At 51.9% G+C, this 17,428-nt stretch carries 12 protein-coding genes and 1 pseudogene; 5 read left to right on the forward strand and 8 right to left on the reverse strand.

Going from position 1 to position 17,428, the window contains the following annotated elements; genetic code table 11:
• Positions 1-92 precede the first annotated feature (92 nt).
• Positions 93-1,064, reverse strand: coding sequence for a Rieske 2Fe-2S domain-containing protein (locus tag GEI7105_RS0125360; protein ID WP_026097354.1), 972 nt, complete (start codon positions 1,062-1,064; stop codon positions 93-95).
• A 111-nt stretch (positions 1,065-1,175) separates the two neighbouring features.
• Between GEI7105_RS0125360 and GEI7105_RS0125365 the strand changes: the two genes are divergently transcribed.
• Entirely contained in the window at positions 1,176-1,826 is a 651-nt protein-coding gene (locus GEI7105_RS0125365; RefSeq protein ID WP_017658770.1) for a TetR/AcrR family transcriptional regulator, read from the forward strand.
• Positions 1,827-2,422: 596 nt separating this feature from the next.
• Here the strand turns inward: GEI7105_RS0125365 and cheB are convergent.
• From cheB to GEI7105_RS0125390, 5 genes and pseudogenes are all read right to left on the reverse strand, one after another.
• A complete protein-coding gene (cheB, locus tag GEI7105_RS0125370) occupies positions 2,423-3,460 on the reverse strand; it encodes a chemotaxis-specific protein-glutamate methyltransferase CheB (protein ID WP_017663179.1) in 1,038 nt (345 codons plus the stop codon).
• A gap of 172 nt (positions 3,461-3,632) precedes the next feature.
• Entirely contained in the window at positions 3,633-5,939 is a 2,307-nt protein-coding gene (locus tag GEI7105_RS36350; protein ID WP_026097958.1) for a hybrid sensor histidine kinase/response regulator, read from the reverse strand.
• A 120-nt stretch (positions 5,940-6,059) separates the two neighbouring features.
• Positions 6,060-7,286 (reverse strand): annotated as a pseudogene (locus GEI7105_RS41315) (Hpt domain-containing protein); the annotation flags it as partial.
• A gap of 302 nt (positions 7,287-7,588) precedes the next feature.
• Positions 7,589-8,656 (reverse strand): coiled-coil domain-containing protein, encoded by a 1,068-nt coding sequence (locus GEI7105_RS0125385; protein ID WP_017663182.1) that lies wholly within the window; start codon positions 8,654-8,656, stop codon positions 7,589-7,591.
• A gap of 240 nt (positions 8,657-8,896) precedes the next feature.
• Positions 8,897-9,871: a coiled-coil domain-containing protein gene (locus GEI7105_RS0125390; RefSeq protein WP_017663183.1), complete on the reverse strand. Its 975-nt coding sequence runs from the start codon at positions 9,869-9,871 to the stop codon at positions 8,897-8,899.
• Between the two features lie 230 nt (positions 9,872-10,101).
• On the opposite strand from GEI7105_RS0125390, the gene GEI7105_RS0125395 reads away from it, so the two are divergent.
• From GEI7105_RS0125395 to msrA, 3 genes are read left to right on the forward strand one after another with little or no spacing between them, the layout of a single operon-like run.
• Positions 10,102-10,497: a helix-turn-helix domain-containing protein gene (locus GEI7105_RS0125395; RefSeq protein ID WP_017663184.1), complete on the forward strand. Its 396-nt coding sequence runs from the start codon at positions 10,102-10,104 to the stop codon at positions 10,495-10,497.
• A 56-nt stretch (positions 10,498-10,553) separates the two neighbouring features.
• Positions 10,554-11,327, forward strand: a complete 774-nt coding sequence (locus tag GEI7105_RS0125400) for a sulfite exporter TauE/SafE family protein (RefSeq protein WP_017663185.1) — start codon at positions 10,554-10,556, stop codon at positions 11,325-11,327.
• Positions 11,328-11,334: 7 nt separating this feature from the next.
• Positions 11,335-11,802, forward strand: a complete 468-nt coding sequence (gene msrA / locus GEI7105_RS0125405; RefSeq protein ID WP_202804470.1) for a peptide-methionine (S)-S-oxide reductase MsrA — start codon at positions 11,335-11,337, stop codon at positions 11,800-11,802.
• 258 nt (positions 11,803-12,060) lie between these two features.
• Here msrA and GEI7105_RS0125410 read toward each other — a convergent pair whose 3' ends face one another.
• Positions 12,061-14,904: a DUF4347 domain-containing protein gene (locus GEI7105_RS0125410; protein ID WP_017663187.1), complete on the reverse strand. Its 2,844-nt coding sequence runs from the start codon at positions 14,902-14,904 to the stop codon at positions 12,061-12,063.
• A 59-nt stretch (positions 14,905-14,963) separates the two neighbouring features.
• Entirely contained in the window at positions 14,964-15,158 is a 195-nt protein-coding gene (locus tag GEI7105_RS0125415; protein ID WP_017663188.1) for a hypothetical protein, read from the reverse strand.
• 120 nt (positions 15,159-15,278) lie between these two features.
• On the opposite strand from GEI7105_RS0125415, the gene GEI7105_RS0125420 reads away from it, so the two are divergent.
• Positions 15,279-17,135, forward strand: a complete 1,857-nt coding sequence (locus GEI7105_RS0125420) for an ABC transporter ATP-binding protein (RefSeq protein ID WP_017663189.1) — start codon at positions 15,279-15,281, stop codon at positions 17,133-17,135.
• Positions 17,136-17,428: the final 293 nt, after the last annotated feature.

Below are 17,428 nucleotides of genomic sequence, written 5' to 3' on the forward strand. Positions count from 1 at the left end.
TGCCTGCTTTGACACAGTTTTTCCCGTGGTGACTTTTCCGGTTTCTTTTGAGAAGCCGGTTTTTTTGTTGATTTTTTTGTTGATTTTTTTTGTTAAATTACTGGCGCACCCTCCCAGTTGTTATAAAGTGCTTCTGCATAGACCATGATGTCTTCATTGGGTAGATGAATTTTGGGTGTTTGCCGGGGATATAAGCTTTCTAAACATTGTGTATCTTGTTGGACAACAATCGAAGCGGCGTGAAGTAAAGAGTCTTTCATGACTGGTTTTAAGCTCGGATCGCTGAATTTTGCATACAGCAAAATAAACGTTTGAGTTCGATTTTCAGTCTCGGGGTACAGGATATGTCCTTGATAGGTTTGTACTTCTGGCGACTGCAAGCAGAAAAACTGAGTTGAGGGAAAGACATATTCCAGAAAATTATTCATCACATCTGGAATTGCGCCCAACATGGGGTTTTCTGCGATCTCTTCTGGTGTATAGTCATCTTTTTCGACGACTTGTGAAACCTTGGCATAAATGCCTTCTTTTTCGATGAACTCAGATCGACAGGATTTGCACTTAAAAAACTCTCGATGCGTTCCATTTTGATGGTTGTGGTCGTAGTTGATTTTCAGGCAGCTTAGAAAATCGCTCTGAATGCTTTTTTGAGCGGTTACACCCAAGAAATCGTAATCGTTTGCAACTTTTTGATGTAGGTCGGGAACTGGGAGTTGAGGTTGAAAGCCGCCGTAAGTCCAGATGAAATCGCCGTCAACAATTAATTTTAGCGGTTCGATGAAAGACGTTCGACTCAATTCTCCATCTCGAAAAAGTCGCCCCAAACCGTCAAACTCTAGTGCGTGAAACGGACAAGCGATCGTGTTGCGCTCTTGACAAATCCACCCCTTCGATAAGGGAGCTTGCATGTGAGGGCAAATATTACTCAGCGCAGAGATTTCCCCCGATGTATTTTGCCAGAGTACGTAATCTCGACCGTTCAAGGTGAGCGGATAAGGACGATTAACGCCCAGCATCGAGCGGTGAGCGACTAGCCAAGGCGCTCCTGGAAGAATAGGTTTCATAACCTGTGGATTTTAATTAAACAACTGTTTAGTTAGCGTAGCAAGGTCTATAGATGGATGTCAAGGATTAAAGTAGATAGAGGAGTCTGATTTGCCGATTGGGTTGCAACCATGCCGAAAACACCCCGCTTCACCCCCAAGCACAACGAGGAAAAGCAAAGCCGGAATGCAGAAGTCACGAAAGCCAACATTCTCTCGGCTGCAATCGAGGAGTTTGCCCAGTATGGTTTATCTGGGGCGAGAACTGAAAATATTGCGAAGCGCAGTGGTGTGACTAAAGCGATGATTTGTTATTATTTTAAAAATAAGAAAACACTGTATCAGGCTGTATTAAATCAGCTCGTTCTAGAAATTAACGAATCGTTTGAAGCGATCGATATCGAACAACAACCTGTCGAACAGGCTTTAGAGTCTATCGTTCGTAGCTATATAAAATTTGAGTCTAAAAACCGATGGCATGGGATGCTCTGGTTTCAAGAAGCATTGCAAAACCAAGGGCGCTACGGCGAGCAGACTGGGTGGCAAGAAGGATTTCAATCTATTGTAAAATTGTTAGAAAAAGGAATAAATGAGGGAGTTTTTCGTAAAGTCGATCCCTTTTTAACTGCAATTAATATTTTGGGAATTTGTTCGTTTTACTTCGACGCTCATGAAAATTTAAAGTATCTCGAGCCTGACAGAGAGCTTTTGAGTTCTGAAACGATCGAACAACAAACAGATGCTGTTCTTGACTTGCTCGTTTCAGGCTTGATGGCTTCGTAATGGGTGCATCTCAAAAATGTAAGTTCATCGGATACGAGCTGACCTACCTAAGTGGTGCAGAAAACTTTTCGAGATCTAGGATTGACAAAACACATAAAATCTGTATTGAGACTCGAGCCAGATCCCCGGCATCTCCAAGATGCCGGGGATCTCCGGCAACCATTTACCGATCTGGGATTTTGCGGCCAACCCTTTAATACGGCGATATCTGTTCTAACAAGGGTTTCAGGACTTTTCTGCACCACTAAGGCTGACCTCCTCGATCGATCGGCTGTTGGACTCCACTCCGTTCCACCCCTGGACGGCAGCGTTGTCGAAGTCCAACCGACTCCAGACTTATATTTTTACAAAAGTGAGATGCACCCAGTGCATCTCACTTTTGCACCCGGAACCCCACCCATCCTCCCCTTACTAAGGGGAGGTGCCGAAGGCGGAGGGGTCGTTCTACGAAAGTGAGATGCACCCTTCGTAACCCGTTCCCGATTCCCTTTTTTCTTTTTCACACCACTGATTTAGAGTCGCTAGATAATTTATTGAAGCTTGAAGTTTTAAAATTGAAATCATTCAAATTGTGGATTCAAACGATCGAATTACAGTCAGCGAAACACCCGTTGTAACAACAGCGGTGAAATCTCGTTTAACGGCAGAACGTAGTGTGCTGCTTTGAGTGCGATCGCCTCTTTCGGCATCCCAAACACGACGCTACTGGCTTCGTCTTGTGCGATCGTCAATCCGCCGCTGCGTTCGATTTCTAACATTCCTATCGCACCATCTTTCCCCATTCCTGTTAACAAAACGCCCACAGAACGGCGACCGTAACACCGAGCGACAGACTCGAACAAAACCGTTACCGACGGGCGATGTCCCGACAGAGGCGGCAGGTTAGAATACCCAAAACGGCCGGCACGATCGAAGATTAAATGTTTGTCTTCAGGCGGAAAATAGGCCGTTCCCGGCCGGGCGATCGCGCCAGCCGAGGCAATTTCGACGGAAATTTTGGTTTCTGAATTCAACCACGCCACCAATCCCTGTAAAAATCCCCGACTAATATGTTGAACGCAGACGATGGGAACGGGAAAGTTGTGCGGAATCGTCGATAAAATTGACAGTAACGCTTGCGGTCCGCCCGTAGACGCTCCCACCACCAAGATTTGATAAGCACGCTGGCGTTCTTCGCGAGTTATCGTCGGAACCCTTACCGCAGGCGTCGTCCGTCGTCGGTGGGTAAACACGGCCACCCCAGACAAAATCCGAATTTTCATGAGGAGTTCGTGTTTTAAATCGTCCCAGTTACCCACGGAACTGTCGATGGGTTTGGGTAAAACGTCCACCGCCCCGGCGTTGAGTACCTGAAATACGTTTTGAGTATCTTCGGCTTGCACCGAGGCGCTCAAGACGAGAATCGGACGGGGCATCGTTGCCATAATCTCTTCAGTCAGTTCTAATCCGTCCATTTCGGGCATATGGAGATCGGTGCAGACGACATCGGGGCGTACCCGAGGTAAGAGGTCTAACGCCTCTTTTCCCGTGCGTGCCATACCGACGAGTTCGATATCGTCACATCCTGCAAAAATTCGCCTGAGAACGATTTGAACGACGGGGGAATCTTCAGCAACGAGAACGCGAATAGGCATCTTTTGAAAGGAACGGCGAGCAGCGCGATCGATTTTTCAAACAACTTTTGAAAACAGTGTTTTATCGCTTGAGAAGTGGCAAGACAAACCTTGCTCACTCTACAAGTTTACAGTTTTTAACAGATTCTCGAAAGCGAAACGATACGTTTGAAACCCCACTGCGATCGAAAATCTATACTAAACGCCTCAACGTTTCAACTAATACCTCTCGATCGAAACTGCTTTTTGTGATATAAGCGTTCGCTCCTGCTTCAGCCCCTTTGCGGCGGTCTTCGTCGGTTCCCAGGGAGGTGACGAGGACGATGGGAAGTTCGCTGTACTGCTGGTGCGATCGAATCCGTTCGGTCATTTCGAGACCGTCGAGGTTGGGCATTTGAATGTCGGACACCACGGCATCGAACGGCTGGGCGCGAAGTTTGTTGTACCCGTCTAACCCGTCAACGGCCGTGACGACTTCGTAACCCGCCGCTTCTAAAATCCGTTTTTCTTGGGTGCGAGTGGTGATGGAATCTTCGACTAACAACACGACGGCTCGAGGTCGGTCTTCGGGAGGTTCGACACCGATGTCTTCGGAGGCGACCGATACGGAAGTCGTATCTCGTGTCAGTGCAGACAAGCGGCGGGTGCTATGTAGCGACTGGACTAAATCGACGGGGTTGAGAACGATACAAACTTCTCCGGTTCCCAAAATCGTCGCCCCCGAAACGTTGCGAACGCGAGCGAGTAGTTTGCTTTGGGGTTTGAGGATGGCGTCTTGTTCGTCGATGAGGCGATCGACGATCGCCCCGAGCCAATCGTCGCCGACTTTCAAAATAATGCAGGACAGAGCGCTCGATCGCGCCTCGCGCTTTGCCGAAGTTTCTGGGAGTTCTAACAAGTCTGCCAACGTCGCAACGGAAATGGGGCGATCGCCGAAGAGAACTGTTTCTCGACCCTCGATGGCGAAAATATCGCTTGGGTCGATCGTACAAGCGGTCTGCACGAACTCGACTGGCAAGGCGTAAGGTTGTCCGTTAACTTCGACGAGCAGCACGTGGGCGGTGGCTAAAGTCGTCCCCAAGTGCAGTCGGATGGTACAGCCTTTTCCGGGTTCGGATTCGACTTGAATCGAGCCTTTGAGCCGTTCGACATTAGCGTGGACGACGTCTAACCCCACGCCGCGCCCCGAGACTTCCGTAACGAACGATCGCGTGGAAAATCCGGGCATGAAAATCAGCGATTGAATTTGGTTCGGCGTCATCGTTTCTAAGTCTTCGGGACGACACACGCCGTTTTTGAGGGCGGTTTTCTTAATTTTTTCGAGATCCAATCCCCGGCCGTCGTCGGAGACTTCGATCGCGACGGTACTGGCAGTTTGATATCCTCGCAGCGTCACGGTCGCGCGTTCGGGTTTTCCCAGCCTCACCCGTTCTTCAGGCAGTTCGATGCCGTGATCGATGGCGTTGCGAATAATATGGGTGAGGGGATCTTTCATCTCTTCGAGGATGCGCTTGTCGGCGCGGGTGTCTCCTCCCCAAATCGACAGTTGAACGTTTTTGTTTTGCGATCGCGCTAAGTCTCGCACCAAACGCGGGTACAGGTTGAAAATCGTCGACAGCGGCAACAGTCGCAACGTCCGCACGCCGTCTTCAATTTCGTCGGAAATAGTATCGAGTCGCGCGGTATCTTCGGCGATGGCGTTTCGCAGGCGGTTGACCAGGTTTCCCATGCGTTCGAGACGATCGCGGGACAGTTGCTGAAACGACTGCATCTGTTCGAGAACGTTAGCCCGAGTTCCGTTTCCGTTTTCGCGACCGTTGACTCGGAACTCTTCCCACAGAAACCGCGAGGCGTTGGTGTCGCGACTCCACTCTTCCCAGAGGCTGACGATTTCTTCGATTTCGGACAGTCGGTGAGCGATGCGAATTTTCGTGACGGTGAGTTCTCCGGCTTGGGTCATCAAGGCGTCGAGGTTGTGGGTGGCGACGCGGATGGTATCGATGCGATAGTTTCCGTCTAGATCGTTTTGGACGTTGCCGTTGGGGGAACTGTCAGACGACGGTTTGGGGGAGGTCGCAGCGGGTGCAGGAGCGCTCGCGGCGGTTTGGGTTGGGGACTGCGGGCCGATGTTAGGGCGATCGACGGCGGTGTCGGGTTCGACTGGACTCCAACGGCCGGTTACGGCTTCGTTGACGAGTTGGCGAATTCTGTCTAATTCTCGGTAGAGGCGATCGCACAGTTGGGGGGTTAGCGGGACGTTGTCCTGTTTGATGGGAACGAGGTGTTGTTCCCAGTCGTGGGCTAGTCGAGCGATGGTGTCGATCCCCAACATTCCCGCATCGCCTTTGATGCTGTGGATTTCTCGCAAAACCCGATCGAGGCGATCGCGATCGTCGGGATGCTCTTCGAGATGCAGCAATCCGTCCTCGAGTTGTTGTAAGTGGTCGTCGCAGGCGATGCGGAAGGTATGGCGGAGTTCGTCGTCCTCGATATACGGGATTTCGCCGGAAGGGACGGTGCGATCGTCGGCCGCTGAGGCGGTGTCTGAGGAGCCGTTTGAGGTGGAATCCGGTCGCTCTAGAGGAGGGGTGACGGCATCGCTAATCTGTTGGCGGATGGTGTCGAGGTCGCGAAACAGGCGATCGCAGAGGTCGTCGGTGAGGTCGGTTTTTCCCTCTTTAACGGGTGTGAGTTGGTGTTCCCAAGCGTGGGAGAGACGTGCGACGTTCTCGACGCCTAACATTCCCGCATCGCCTTTGAGACTGTGGATTTCTCGCAAAATGTCGTCGAGGCGATCGCGATCGTCGGGATGCTGTTCGAGGTGCAGCAGACCGTCGTACAGTTGTTGTAAGTGGTCTTCGCTGGCCAGTTTGAAGGTTCGACGGAGTTCTTCGTCCTCGATGTAAGGCGTCGCGGGTTCGGTCGAGGAGGGTGGCGGCGTCGCGGGTTCGGTCGGGGATGGGTCGGGCGTCGAAACGGGCGGTTCCTCACCCCGCAATACATGGCACGCGGTTTCGAGGGATAGCGACCCGACTTCTCCGCTCACGGCGTTGTTGACGAACTGGCGGATCGCGTCTAAGCCCCCGTACAGGCGATCGAACAGTTGCGGCGAGAGATCGAGGGTTTTCTCTTTAACTGGTGCGAGTTGCTGCTCCCAGAGGTGAGCCAGTTGCGCTACGGATTCGACGCCTAGCATTCCCGCATCGCCTTTGAGACTGTGGATTTCTCGCAAAATGTCGTCGAGGCGATCGCCATCGTCGGGATGTTGTTCGAGATGTAGCAGTCCGTCGTCGAGTTTTTGTAGGTGGTCTTCGCTGGCAATTTGGAAGGTTTGACGGAGTTCCTCGTCGTCGAGGTACGTCTGGCTGGGATCGCTGTGGGAAACCCGAGGACTCGGGGACGCTGGCGGAGGCGGTGGAGATTCTGGCAGCGTTTCGGGGGTGTCGTCAGAGGGAGGCGGCGGCGAGGCGTGTCCTCCCATCAAAGCCGCTAAGACGTAGAAGGTTTGTACGCCTGAAGGTTCGCCGGTAATGGCCTCGTTTACCAGTTTTTCGATCGCTTCGAGACCTTGCTGGAGTCGTGCAAATACATCTTCTGACGGGGAAGTGTCGCTCTGTTTGAGCGTTTCGAGAACGTGTTCCCACTGGTTCGTCAGCATGGCGAGGTCTTTGAGACCCAGCATTCCCGCATTGCCTTTGAGGGAATGAACGTTTCTTAATAGATCTTCGAGAACGTTGCGATCGCTGGGATGCTGCTGCCATACAGACAAGCCATCCTTAATATTTCTTAACTCTTCTTCGCTTGCTTCTTTAAAGATGCCTTGCAGTTCTTCGTCTTCGATCGTCATAGCGATCCGACTCCCAAATTCTAAGCTAACGTCACACGATATTTCGATCCGATCGGCGTTGGAAAGCCCCTTGCGCTTTCCTTATTTTAGCCGATCGCATTTTCAGCATTTTTACCGATCGCGTTCCTTCAAAGCGATTTCGCAACGATTAAAACAGATCGATTTCGTGTTTGTTTTCGAGACTCCTACTTGAAATTTACAATTCAAAACTACTCAAAAAAATCTCGGCATCTTGAAGATGCCGAGACTCAGAGCGATCGCGTTCTTTCAGTCAGTTAGATCGATCGGATAGGTGCGATCGCTTACTTCCCACGTTGCTGGTTTTTAGCTTGTTCTAACGCAATATCTTTCACCGCTTGCAAAGATTTATCGTTTGCCGTACCTTCGATCGCCTTGACTGCCAACTCTTGCGTTTGCTTGAGGGTGGTTTCTAACTGCTGCGTCAAATTGGCAATGCGAATCTCGCGATCGTGAATCGTTTCTTCCAACGCTCGAACTTGCAACTCGTACCGCTGCTTTTCACCCTCAATTTCTTTCTGCCGCAACTCTGCATTCGCCTTCGTTTGAGCGATCGCGATGTTGCGTCCGACTTCTTTTCCGCGTTCGATCTGTGCTTCTTTCTCCGCCGGGAACGCTTCGACTTTCGCCATCACTTCTTCAAACTCAGTTTCGCGTTCGGAAATTGCTTTTTCCCGGTCTTCCCAAGCTTTTTCTTGCTGTTGGCGAGTTTCGTCGAGTTGGCGATATAACTCTGCTTGCTGCTGCTGATATGCTTCAGCGTCTGTCTGGCGTTGTAAATCGCGATCGTAACGATACTCTCGCTCGTCTCGCTCGCAGGCTTTACGATACTCTGCATTGCGTTCTGCGATCGCTTCGTGGCGATCTTCCCGTTCTTTCTGCCACGCCGTTTCTTCTTCAAAAAATGCTTGTTCTAGAGTTTCCCGTTCTGTTTCAAACACATCGGAAAACTGTTTTTTACTCTCTTCGTACTCGCGAATCAAGTTGTCGAGCGTCTCGTCTTGGATATCTGAGAGATCGTACAGTTGCGTCAGGCGAGCGATCGCTTCGGAAACTTGACTTTGAACCTCTCCCAACTGCGAGGCTTCGCGGGTAAGCTGTTCGGAAAGCTGGCTCACCGAACTGCCAAATCCCAACTTCAATCCGGTTAACTGTGCGATAGTGTCTTGCATCCGTTCCTGTTCGGTTTTTGCAGAAGCTCGAGTGCGATTGGATTCGACCGTTGACGGGGTAGAATTTTCTGACTGAGATTTCGTGCCTTGTTTGAATTTAGCCTCCAACGATTTCTTTTCTTTTTGAAGTTCTTTGTATGCAGCGAGAATTTCTGATTTGGTGTTGCGAGAATTGACCACAGTTCTAACCTCAAAGAATGAAGAATTTGCAAAAAATTCAGTAATTTTTTGTAGGTTGGTTTGAGTGAAACGAAACCCAACAGAACGAAACTCTCGAAAGAAGTTTGGCTATTGGATTTTATTCCGTTCGATTCAACTTATACCGAACGAAGGTTTTGAAAAATTCACGCGTTAACTTCCTCGATTTTTCAAAGAAATCTGACGGTTGGATTTCACTTCGTTCGACTCAACCTACAGCCATTAAGAACGATTGCCAAACGCCTGAATTGCTAACTCTCGAGATTGCTGAGCGGCAGCTTGTAACTGTGCCGAAATTTCAGCAATTTGCTCGTTTTGACGCTGGATCGTCGTCTCTAATGCCGAAATTTTAACCTCGTAACCTTGTTGAAGACCTTCCCACTCTTTCTCGACTAAATTCGCCTTCACTGACGCATCTCGATTGACCTTGCGAATCGCCTCTTCCTTGGCGCGATCGAAGGCTTGTTGCAACTCTGCCTCGAAGGTGGCAACGCGCTGTTTTTTCTCGTCAAATTCTTCTTGGCGATCGCTTAAAAACGCTTCCCGCTCTGTCCAATCTTTCTCTTTTTCGCGGTTTTGTTGCGACAGTTGCGCTTCCAACTCCCGACGCTGGCGTTCGTACTCGTCGGCATCGATTTTCCGTTGGCGTTGTAACTCGTATTGGAAGTCAGCCGCTTCCTGTTGCCGCTGTTTCTGCAACATTGCCTCGGTTTCCGCCACCTGCGTCTCGAAGGCTTGTCGTTCTTTTTCCCAGGCTTTGCGGGTTTGAGTGCGTTCTTTTTCCAAGGCTTCCTGCTGACGCGCCAGTTTGTCTTCCAAGGCGCGGCGTTGTTCTTGGTGTTCCCGGCGCAGTAGGTGCAACGCGTCGGCGACGATACCGACTTTTTGCAACTGCTGTAGGGTCTCAGTTTCGATTTCGATGGATTTGCGGAGTTCGTCCAGTTTCTTGGCTTCGGTTTCGAGGCGATCGGCGAGGCTGGTAACGGTGGTGTCGAACTCCAGTTGTAAGTCCGCAAAGCCGCGAACGATGCTGTCTGGGGTGTAGGTGGAGGCAATTTCGAGGAGTTCTCGGTTTTTCTGAGTTTCGGCTTCTTCTTCTTTGGTGGCGACACGGTACTCCTGACGCTTGCGTTCGGCCAAAACCTGTTGGAATTGCTCGAGTAACTGGGATTTGTTGTCGAAAGACGCTTGAGTCACGGTTGGAAACCTCCGGTTGGGAACGGTTGGTGGGATAACGCAGGATGTTTCGGAAAAGTCAGGCCAGGCGCAGTGAGAACGTCTGACCTGACAGTCTGCTGCGTCGTTCTCGCGTGAGTTGACTTTTTAATCAACTAAATTCAGTATAGCGATCGTTGATTTTTTTGTCAAGCATTCGCTAAAATGCGCGTAGGAAGGAGGATCGACCTCAACGCACTCCGTTAGGCGTCATGCGATCGCCTGTCGTTCGACCGAGTTGTACAGAAGAGGAGCCAACCGTGGAAGAAAGCTTTGGAACCGTCATTCGCCGCGCGCGCACCGATTTAGGCTTGTCTCAGCGCGAGTTAGCGAAAATGCTGCGCGTGGATTTCACGTATTTATCGAAGTTAGAGAACGATCGCGCCGACTACGCGGCCAAAGAAGACGTGATCCGCTCGATCGCTCAACATTTAGAGTTAGACGAAGAGTCCCTCGTGTTTCTAGCGGGACGCACACCGCAGCGATACGAGCAGTTTCTGAAAAAGCACCATCGAGAAATGCCCAAGCTATTCCAGCGCATGGCAGAAAACCCCGCCTTCGCCGAACAAGTCTTTCGCGCCGCATCGGGAGAGGGGAAGTTGAGGTGATGGGATGATGAGATGATGAGAGGAACAAATCGCGTACATCCACTCTTGTCAATTGAATGTCGATCGAACTGCTTTCATTGCTGCTGGTGGGAATCTTCACCGGAATCGCCGCAGGTGTTTTGGGAATTGGCGGCGGCTTGCTCATGGTTCCCGCGTTGATGGTGGGTGGCTTGACGATCTTGCAAGCGACGGCGACGAGTTTGGTGGGGGTCGTTCTCAGCGCCACCTCGGGAAGCGTGCGAAATTGGCGCACTGGCGATCTCAACCTTACAGTGTCGTTGGGATTGGCGCTGGGTGGAATTCCCTTGGCACAGGTGGGAGCGTGGCTAGGAAACCAGCTTCCTGCTGCGATTTTGGCCTTTTGCTTTGCTGCGTTGCAACTTGCGGCAATTTACTTAATGGGATTGCGCCGTTACCTGGCGACGCAAGAACTCGAGGATATTTCCACGCAACATCAGTATCGTGTCAAAACAATCGGAATTGGCAGTTTAGCGGGGTTGTTGTCGGGATTGTTTGGGGTTGGCGGCGGTTTGGTGATGGTTCCCTTGCAAATGCTACTGTTACAGTCACCGATCAAATTCGCAATTCGTACCAGTTTGGGAGCGATCGTCTTGATTGCGATTTCGGGATTAGTGCGCCACGGAATTCAGGGGAACGTGTTGTGGTTGCAAGGTGTGTCTCTCGGCGTTGGCGGGATTCTCGGCGCTCAGTTGGGAACGCGCGTCTTACCCAAACTTCCCGAACGTTGGGTGAATTTACTCTTTCGGTTCTTGCTGTTGGCGATGGCAGGGTATACGATCGCCGAAGGACTCGATGCCATACCAGAGTGAGGACAACATGACTGAAATTGCGACCTTTGGAGCGGGCTGTTTTTGGGGTATCGAAGCAGCATTTCGTCGCGTTAACGGCGTTGTTTCGACCTCTGTGGGATATATGGGTGGAGATTTCCCAAATCCCTGCTATTTAGACGTTTGCGCTCGAATCACGGGACACGCGGAAGTGACACAGGTTGAATACGATCCAGATCTCGTTTCTTACGAGGACTTGTTAAACGTTTTTTGGGAAATTCACGATCCCACCTCTTTAAACCGTCAAGGTCCCGATCGCGGCGACCAATATCGATCGGTCGTTTTTTATCATACTCCCGAGCAAGAAAAAATCGCCCGACAATCGAAGCTAAAGTTACAACAATCTCAGAAGTTCGATCGAGATATTGTTACGTTTATCGAACCTGCAAAAGACTATTATCTCGCCGAAGAAGAACACCAACAGTATTACGAAAAACATCGTGTAAAAAAGTTTTAAATCATAAAAATAAATCTTCTATGAGATCTTTTCTATGAGATCTTTATGAGATCCCCGGCATTTTGAAAATGCCGGGGATCTAGACAGCAGCACCCACTGTTTAGAAAATTTATGGGCTGTAAAAGATCGGAAAATTCAACTCGATCCCGAACTCTCTTGAAAGAGTCTGGTGGGCATTGCCCACCAGACTAAATCCAACTCTGTGTTCTCTGTGTCTCTGTGGTGAGACCGATCGAAGCAATGTTAGGTTTACCGGCTTCAAATAAAATCAATTTCCGACAAAAACGAAGGATTAATTCCCACTAAAATCGCGATCGCCTCTCCCGTCACCCCGTCGCGAACCAGAGTTTCGAGTTGTGAATTAGAACCGACTTGTCGCACGAATTCCAAATCCTCAAACCTCAAACCGTTGGTCAAACTCAGTTTGTCCTGTAACACCTGGAAATCGTTAATCGTATCCGGTGCGCCGTTGCGTTCGAGAACGAAGATATCGTTTCCGTCGCCGCCGCTGAGGATATCGCTCCCCGAACCGCCAATTAACTCGTCGTCGCCGAGTCCGCCGAACAACCAATCGATATCTGCTCCCCCTCGCAGGCGATCGCCTCCCTCACCGCCAAACAGAACGTCGATCCCAGACTCTCCATCGAGGTCGTCGTCGCCGAGTCCACCGTTGAGATAGTCCGTCGCTTCACCGCCGTTGAGATAGTCGTCGTCGTCGCCACCGTAAAGGCGATCGACATCCCCGTTCCCGAAGGCGGCGTCGTTTCCCCCACGGAGATAGAGATCGTCGCGGCCGTTACTCCCGGCGATCGCGTCGTCTCCCTCGCTAAATCCTAAGATGGAAGCCTCGTCGATCGCGACATCCTCCCCCGGAAAACTCATGGGATTTGTCACGGTGACAGAAACGTCCTCGAGGAAAAGACCATCAAAGGCTAAATCTTCGCTGGTGACGGTGTGAGTAATTGCGAAGGTTCCCGCAGCCGTCTCTAACGGTGCGGTGACTGTAACCAATTGCGGGACGTTCCAATTTGCTGGGGTAAACGTCAGTTGCGAAGCATCGAAGGTCAGAGTATCCGCCGACAAAGTCACGGTCACGTCCTCAGACGGAGACAGCAGAAGTTGGATTTCGTAGGTATCGAAACCGTAACCGCTGCGAAAGCGAGTATTTCCCGCCGATTCGACGAGGGCGATCGCGTCGCCAGTTTGCACTTCCACCGATCCGATATCCATCGCCGATCCCGCCAGACGCGGAAATCCCCGCTGATCGATAAGAAGCGGTTGCGAGGTCGTCGGATCGATCGCCAACGCGATGTTTCCACCGTCGATGGCGAGGCTGTCGTCGAGGGGAAGGTGAGTCAGCGTCGGCCCGCCGTTGTCTTGAAGCGGACTCAAAAGAGGATCGAGCGGAGCGATCGCAGTTCCCGCGCGATCGCCGATCGCGTTGAAAACCCCTTCCGGATCGATGCCAACGAGATTGAATCCCAAACTGATTCCGGGCGGAAGCGTCGAAAAACTCGCAATATCGTCGTCGTCGGTCGCATTGCGGTTACCGGCCAGGATCGAGTTGGCGATCGCGAGACTGCCACCATCGAGGCCGATTCCCCCGCCAAAGTCCGTGGCTTCGTTCTCGACGATGGTACTGTTGCGAATTGAAAGCGTGCTGATAATGTTGGCAATGCCGCCGCCAAAGGTGGGAGACGACAGCATTTGATTGCCTGAAATCGTGCTGTTGGTGATTTCGACAGTACTATCAAAAGCATTCAATCCACCGCCACCCGTTTCACCCCCAAAACCTCGGTTGTTCGATACGGTGCTGTTTAGCAGTTGCAGCAATCCCGAATCGATCGCGATACCACCACCGCTGAATCCCGCTTCGTTGCCGTCGATCGCACTGTTGAAGATGGCGATCGCACTGCCGATCTCGCTGTAAATTCCACCACCGTCCTCGCTGGCTTGGTTGTCTGAAATTTGACTGTTAAACAGACGTAACGTTGCCCCAAAGTCGTAAATCCCGCCGCCAAATTCCGCTTCGTTGTCTTCGATGACACTGTTCGAGATGTTAGCCGTTCCCCGGTTGGAAATTGCCCCGCCGTTAGCTGCCGCGATATTGGCAAAAAAGAGACTGTCCTCGACGAACAGTGTCCCGCTACCCGTGTTTTCGATCGCCCCTCCATCATCGATCGATTCGTTGTCCGTCATCGTAACGTTCGCCAGCGTCACCGTCCCGCGATTGAACAGCGCACCACCGCCGTCTACGATGCTAGAACCACCGCGCAGGGTCAGATCGTTGAGGGTGAGATCGCCGTTGTTGATGACGTGAAACAGGCGAAAATCTTCAATGCTACTCCGTTCGATGGTGGCATCGTTGCCTTCGATAGTGAGGGTTCCCCCGACGGCGACATCAACGATGGACGGAAGGGCGTTATCGCCGTTTCCTCCCGTACCGTTGTTTGAAGTGGTGATGGTGTAGGTTCCGCCCCCGAGTTGGATGGTGTCGTTTTCTGGAGTGCTGTTGGCGAGGGCGATCGCGTCGATGAGGGCGGTTTTGTCTCCAGCGGGAACGGGAATCGTGGCGAAGTTGTGGCGGTAGTTGTCTCGGGTGACGCGATCGATCGCCACCGCTGTTTCGAGATCGCCCCAACGAACTTCAAAGTCCCAATCGCCGCCGTATCCGGTTAAATCGTCCGACGCCGCGACATCTGCGTTCGTGAGGGTGGCAAATGCTTCGATAAATTCGCGGCCGCGAGTTCCGGCGGCGACGTTACAGCCGTAAAGGAGAAAATCGCCGTCGGCGTCGAGAGCGTTTCCCCAGTCAGTGAGGATATCGGCGGAGTCGTCGAGGTGATGTCCGTCGAGACTCGCGTTACCGAGTTGGAGGCGTCCGGCGTCTCCGTGTGTAATCAGGTGAATCGCGTCGAGGTCGTTTCGATCGGCGAGAACCTCAGAAATTTGTTGGAGGCCGTCGGTGGTGGTGTCGAGAACGACGGTTTCGATGCGGGGATCGAGACCGGAGAGGAGAGTTTGGCGATTGGCGATCGCGCCGTCAACGATGACAAGGGTGCGATCGCTCGCGTCGGAAAACGCAACAGTTGGGTCGAACATGACAAATTAAACGAGCGTCCTCGCGCCTCGCGTCCTGGGAATTCATTCGAGCGATCGCCTCAACCGTCGGGAAACTGCCAACAGGCGATAGATTCGACTTGGCGACTCCCGCAAGAACAAGGTTCCCGACGAGACGACACCCATTCGCGATCGCAGCTTTTGCAATGACACAACAGGTTGTTGCGGTTGGCTTGTTCGATTTTGGCTTGCCAAATACGAATTTCGTCGGGATCGATCGCAGACGAGTCGGACATACAAACGCGACAACAAAATAGAGATTCAGAGATGCCTCGATTCTAGCCTGAAGAACTCGGCGACTCGACGGAACCTAAGAACCCGTTAAGCTGAAAGACTAGAACGATCGCCGTCCCCCCATGTCCCCGAAACGCCGTCCCGAAGCTACCACACCGCCGCCCCGTCCGAGCCTTTCCACGGGCTTCTTCAGCGTTCTGGCGAACACGCCGCGACTCGTCAAACTGGTGTGGAACGCCGCACCGGGATATCTTCTGACCTCCGTGACCGTGACGTTCTTACAGGGCTTGCTTCCCGTCACCGAACTGTACGTCACGAAATTACTGGTCGATCGCATCGTCGCCAGCCTCGGACGACCTGACATCGAATGGATGGCAATTTTCAGTTTAGTGGGGTTGCGCTTCGGCGTGAATTTCCTCTTTGAAGTCACCGGCCAACTCAACGTTTACACCCTGCAAGTTCTCAAAGATCGCTTTTCAATTTACGCCAACCGCGTGTTAATCGAGCAGGCGGTTCGTCTGGATTTATCGCACTACGAACTCCCCGAATTTCACGACACCCTCAATCGAGCGCAACAAAGCGGAAGTGACTACCCCGTGCGGCTGTTGGGAACGTTGACGAACCTGTTGGGGCAAATCGTCAGTTTTCTCAGTTCGATCGCCTTGCTGCTGAGTTTCAGCCCGCTGGTGATGCTGTTGCTGTTGCTGACTTCCGCCCCCGCTCTGTGGGTGGGCGTCCGATTTTCCGGGCGTCGGTTTTGGCTGTCGCGATCGCAAACTCAAGCGGGACGACGGGCGGATTATTTACAGCGAGTATTGACGCAAAACACCTTCGCCAAAGAAGTGAGGCTGTTTCGCTTGGGCGAATACCTACTGAGTCAGTGGACGGAGATTCGATCGACATTCAACCGACAATCGGCGCATTTAGCCCGACGCTTCGCCACCGTGCGCGGTTTCGCGGGAACCTTGGCGACGTTGGGCTATTACGGGGCGTATGGTTGGACGATCGCCCGCACAGTACAGGGCAGCATTTCCATCGGCGACCTTACCATGTATTCCGGCGCGTTTGCCCAAGCTCAATCTGTCTTAGAGCAAATTTTGCAAAGCATCGCCGGGACTTACGAATACAACCTTTACGTGTCCCAATATTTCGAGTTTCTCAGCCTCCAGCCACAGGTGGTCGATCCCCCCGAACCGACCCCGTTTCCGCGGACCATCCAGCAAGGGTTAGAACTGCGAAACGTCAGCTTTACCTATCCCGAAGCCACCAAACCCACCTTGCAAGATCTGAATTTGACCGTGAAACCCGGTGAAAGCATCGCCCTGGTAGGGGTAAACGGGGCGGGAAAAACCACGTTGTTGAAGCTAATTACGCGGTTGTACGATGTCAGCGAGGGCGAAATTACCCTCGACGGAATTGCGATCGATCGCTTTTCCCTGGAAGACTTGCGCCAAAACATCGGCGTGATTTTCCAAGATTTCGCCCGGTACAGCCTCACCGCCCAAGACAACATCGGCTTTGGGGATTTGTCGAAACGGGACGATCGCGATCGCATCCAACAAGCCACCGCCGACGGGGGTGCAACGGAAGTCATCGATTCTCTCGAATACGGTTACGACACGATTTTAGGAAAAATATTTTCCGGCGGCACGGATTTATCCGGGGGACAGTGGCAGAAAATCGGTATGGCGAGAGCGTTTATGAGTTCCGCCCCGATTTTGATTCTCGACGAACCCACAGCGGCGTTAGATGCGATCGCCGAAGCGGAATTGTTCGATCGCTTTCGCCGCTTAACCGCCGGAAAAATGACCTTTTTCGTCAGTCACCGTTTTTCCACCGTTCGCATGGCCGATCGCATTGTCGTCCTCGACAACAGCCACATCGTCGAAGTCGGAAGTCACGAGGAACTGATGCAAAACGACGGACTTTACGCCCAGATGTTTCGCTTACAAGCCTCGAGTTACGTGGAGGAATCTTGAGAGACAAAGGGGGGAATCTCACGTTTGTAAAAATATGAGTCTGGGGTAGGTTAGACTTCGGCAACACTGCCGTCCAGAGGTGGAGCGATCGCGAAACCCAACAACAGCTCATACGGAATCCGCCAACCGTACCCCCTTATCCCAGATCGGTAAATGGCTGCCGGAGATCCCGGAGATCCCCGGCCTTGGAGCTGCCGGGGATCTGGCTCGAGTCTAAATACGGTTTGCTGAGTAAAGCCAGAAGCTAGACTTGGAAAGAGTTCCTGCGTTTTAGAGCCGACAAAAGTGCAAGA

The sequence above is a fragment of the Baaleninema simplex PCC 7105 genome (assembly GCF_000332355.1).
Classification (GTDB): Bacteria; Cyanobacteriota; Cyanobacteriia; order Cyanobacteriales; family Geitlerinemataceae; genus Baaleninema; species Baaleninema simplex.

Coding starts and splice junctions, on each gene's coding strand:
- GEI7105_RS0125360 (WP_026097354.1), bottom strand. CDS start 1,064: ATGAAACCTATTCTTCCAGGAGCGCCTTGGCTAGTCGCTCACCGCTCG.
- GEI7105_RS0125365 (WP_017658770.1), top strand. CDS start 1,176: ATGCCGAAAACACCCCGCTTCACCCCCAAGCACAACGAGGAAAAGCAA.
- cheB (WP_017663179.1), bottom strand. CDS start 3,460: ATGCCTATTCGCGTTCTCGTTGCTGAAGATTCCCCCGTCGTTCAAATC.
- GEI7105_RS0125395 (WP_017663184.1), top strand. CDS start 10,102: ATGCGATCGCCTGTCGTTCGACCGAGTTGTACAGAAGAGGAGCCAACC.
- GEI7105_RS0125400 (WP_017663185.1), top strand. CDS start 10,554: ATGTCGATCGAACTGCTTTCATTGCTGCTGGTGGGAATCTTCACCGGA.
- msrA (WP_202804470.1), top strand. CDS start 11,335: ATGACTGAAATTGCGACCTTTGGAGCGGGCTGTTTTTGGGGTATCGAA.
- GEI7105_RS0125410 (WP_017663187.1), bottom strand. CDS start 14,904: ATGTTCGACCCAACTGTTGCGTTTTCCGACGCGAGCGATCGCACCCTT.
- GEI7105_RS0125415 (WP_017663188.1), bottom strand. CDS start 15,158: ATGTCCGACTCGTCTGCGATCGATCCCGACGAAATTCGTATTTGGCAA.
- GEI7105_RS0125420 (WP_017663189.1), top strand. CDS start 15,279: ATGTCCCCGAAACGCCGTCCCGAAGCTACCACACCGCCGCCCCGTCCG.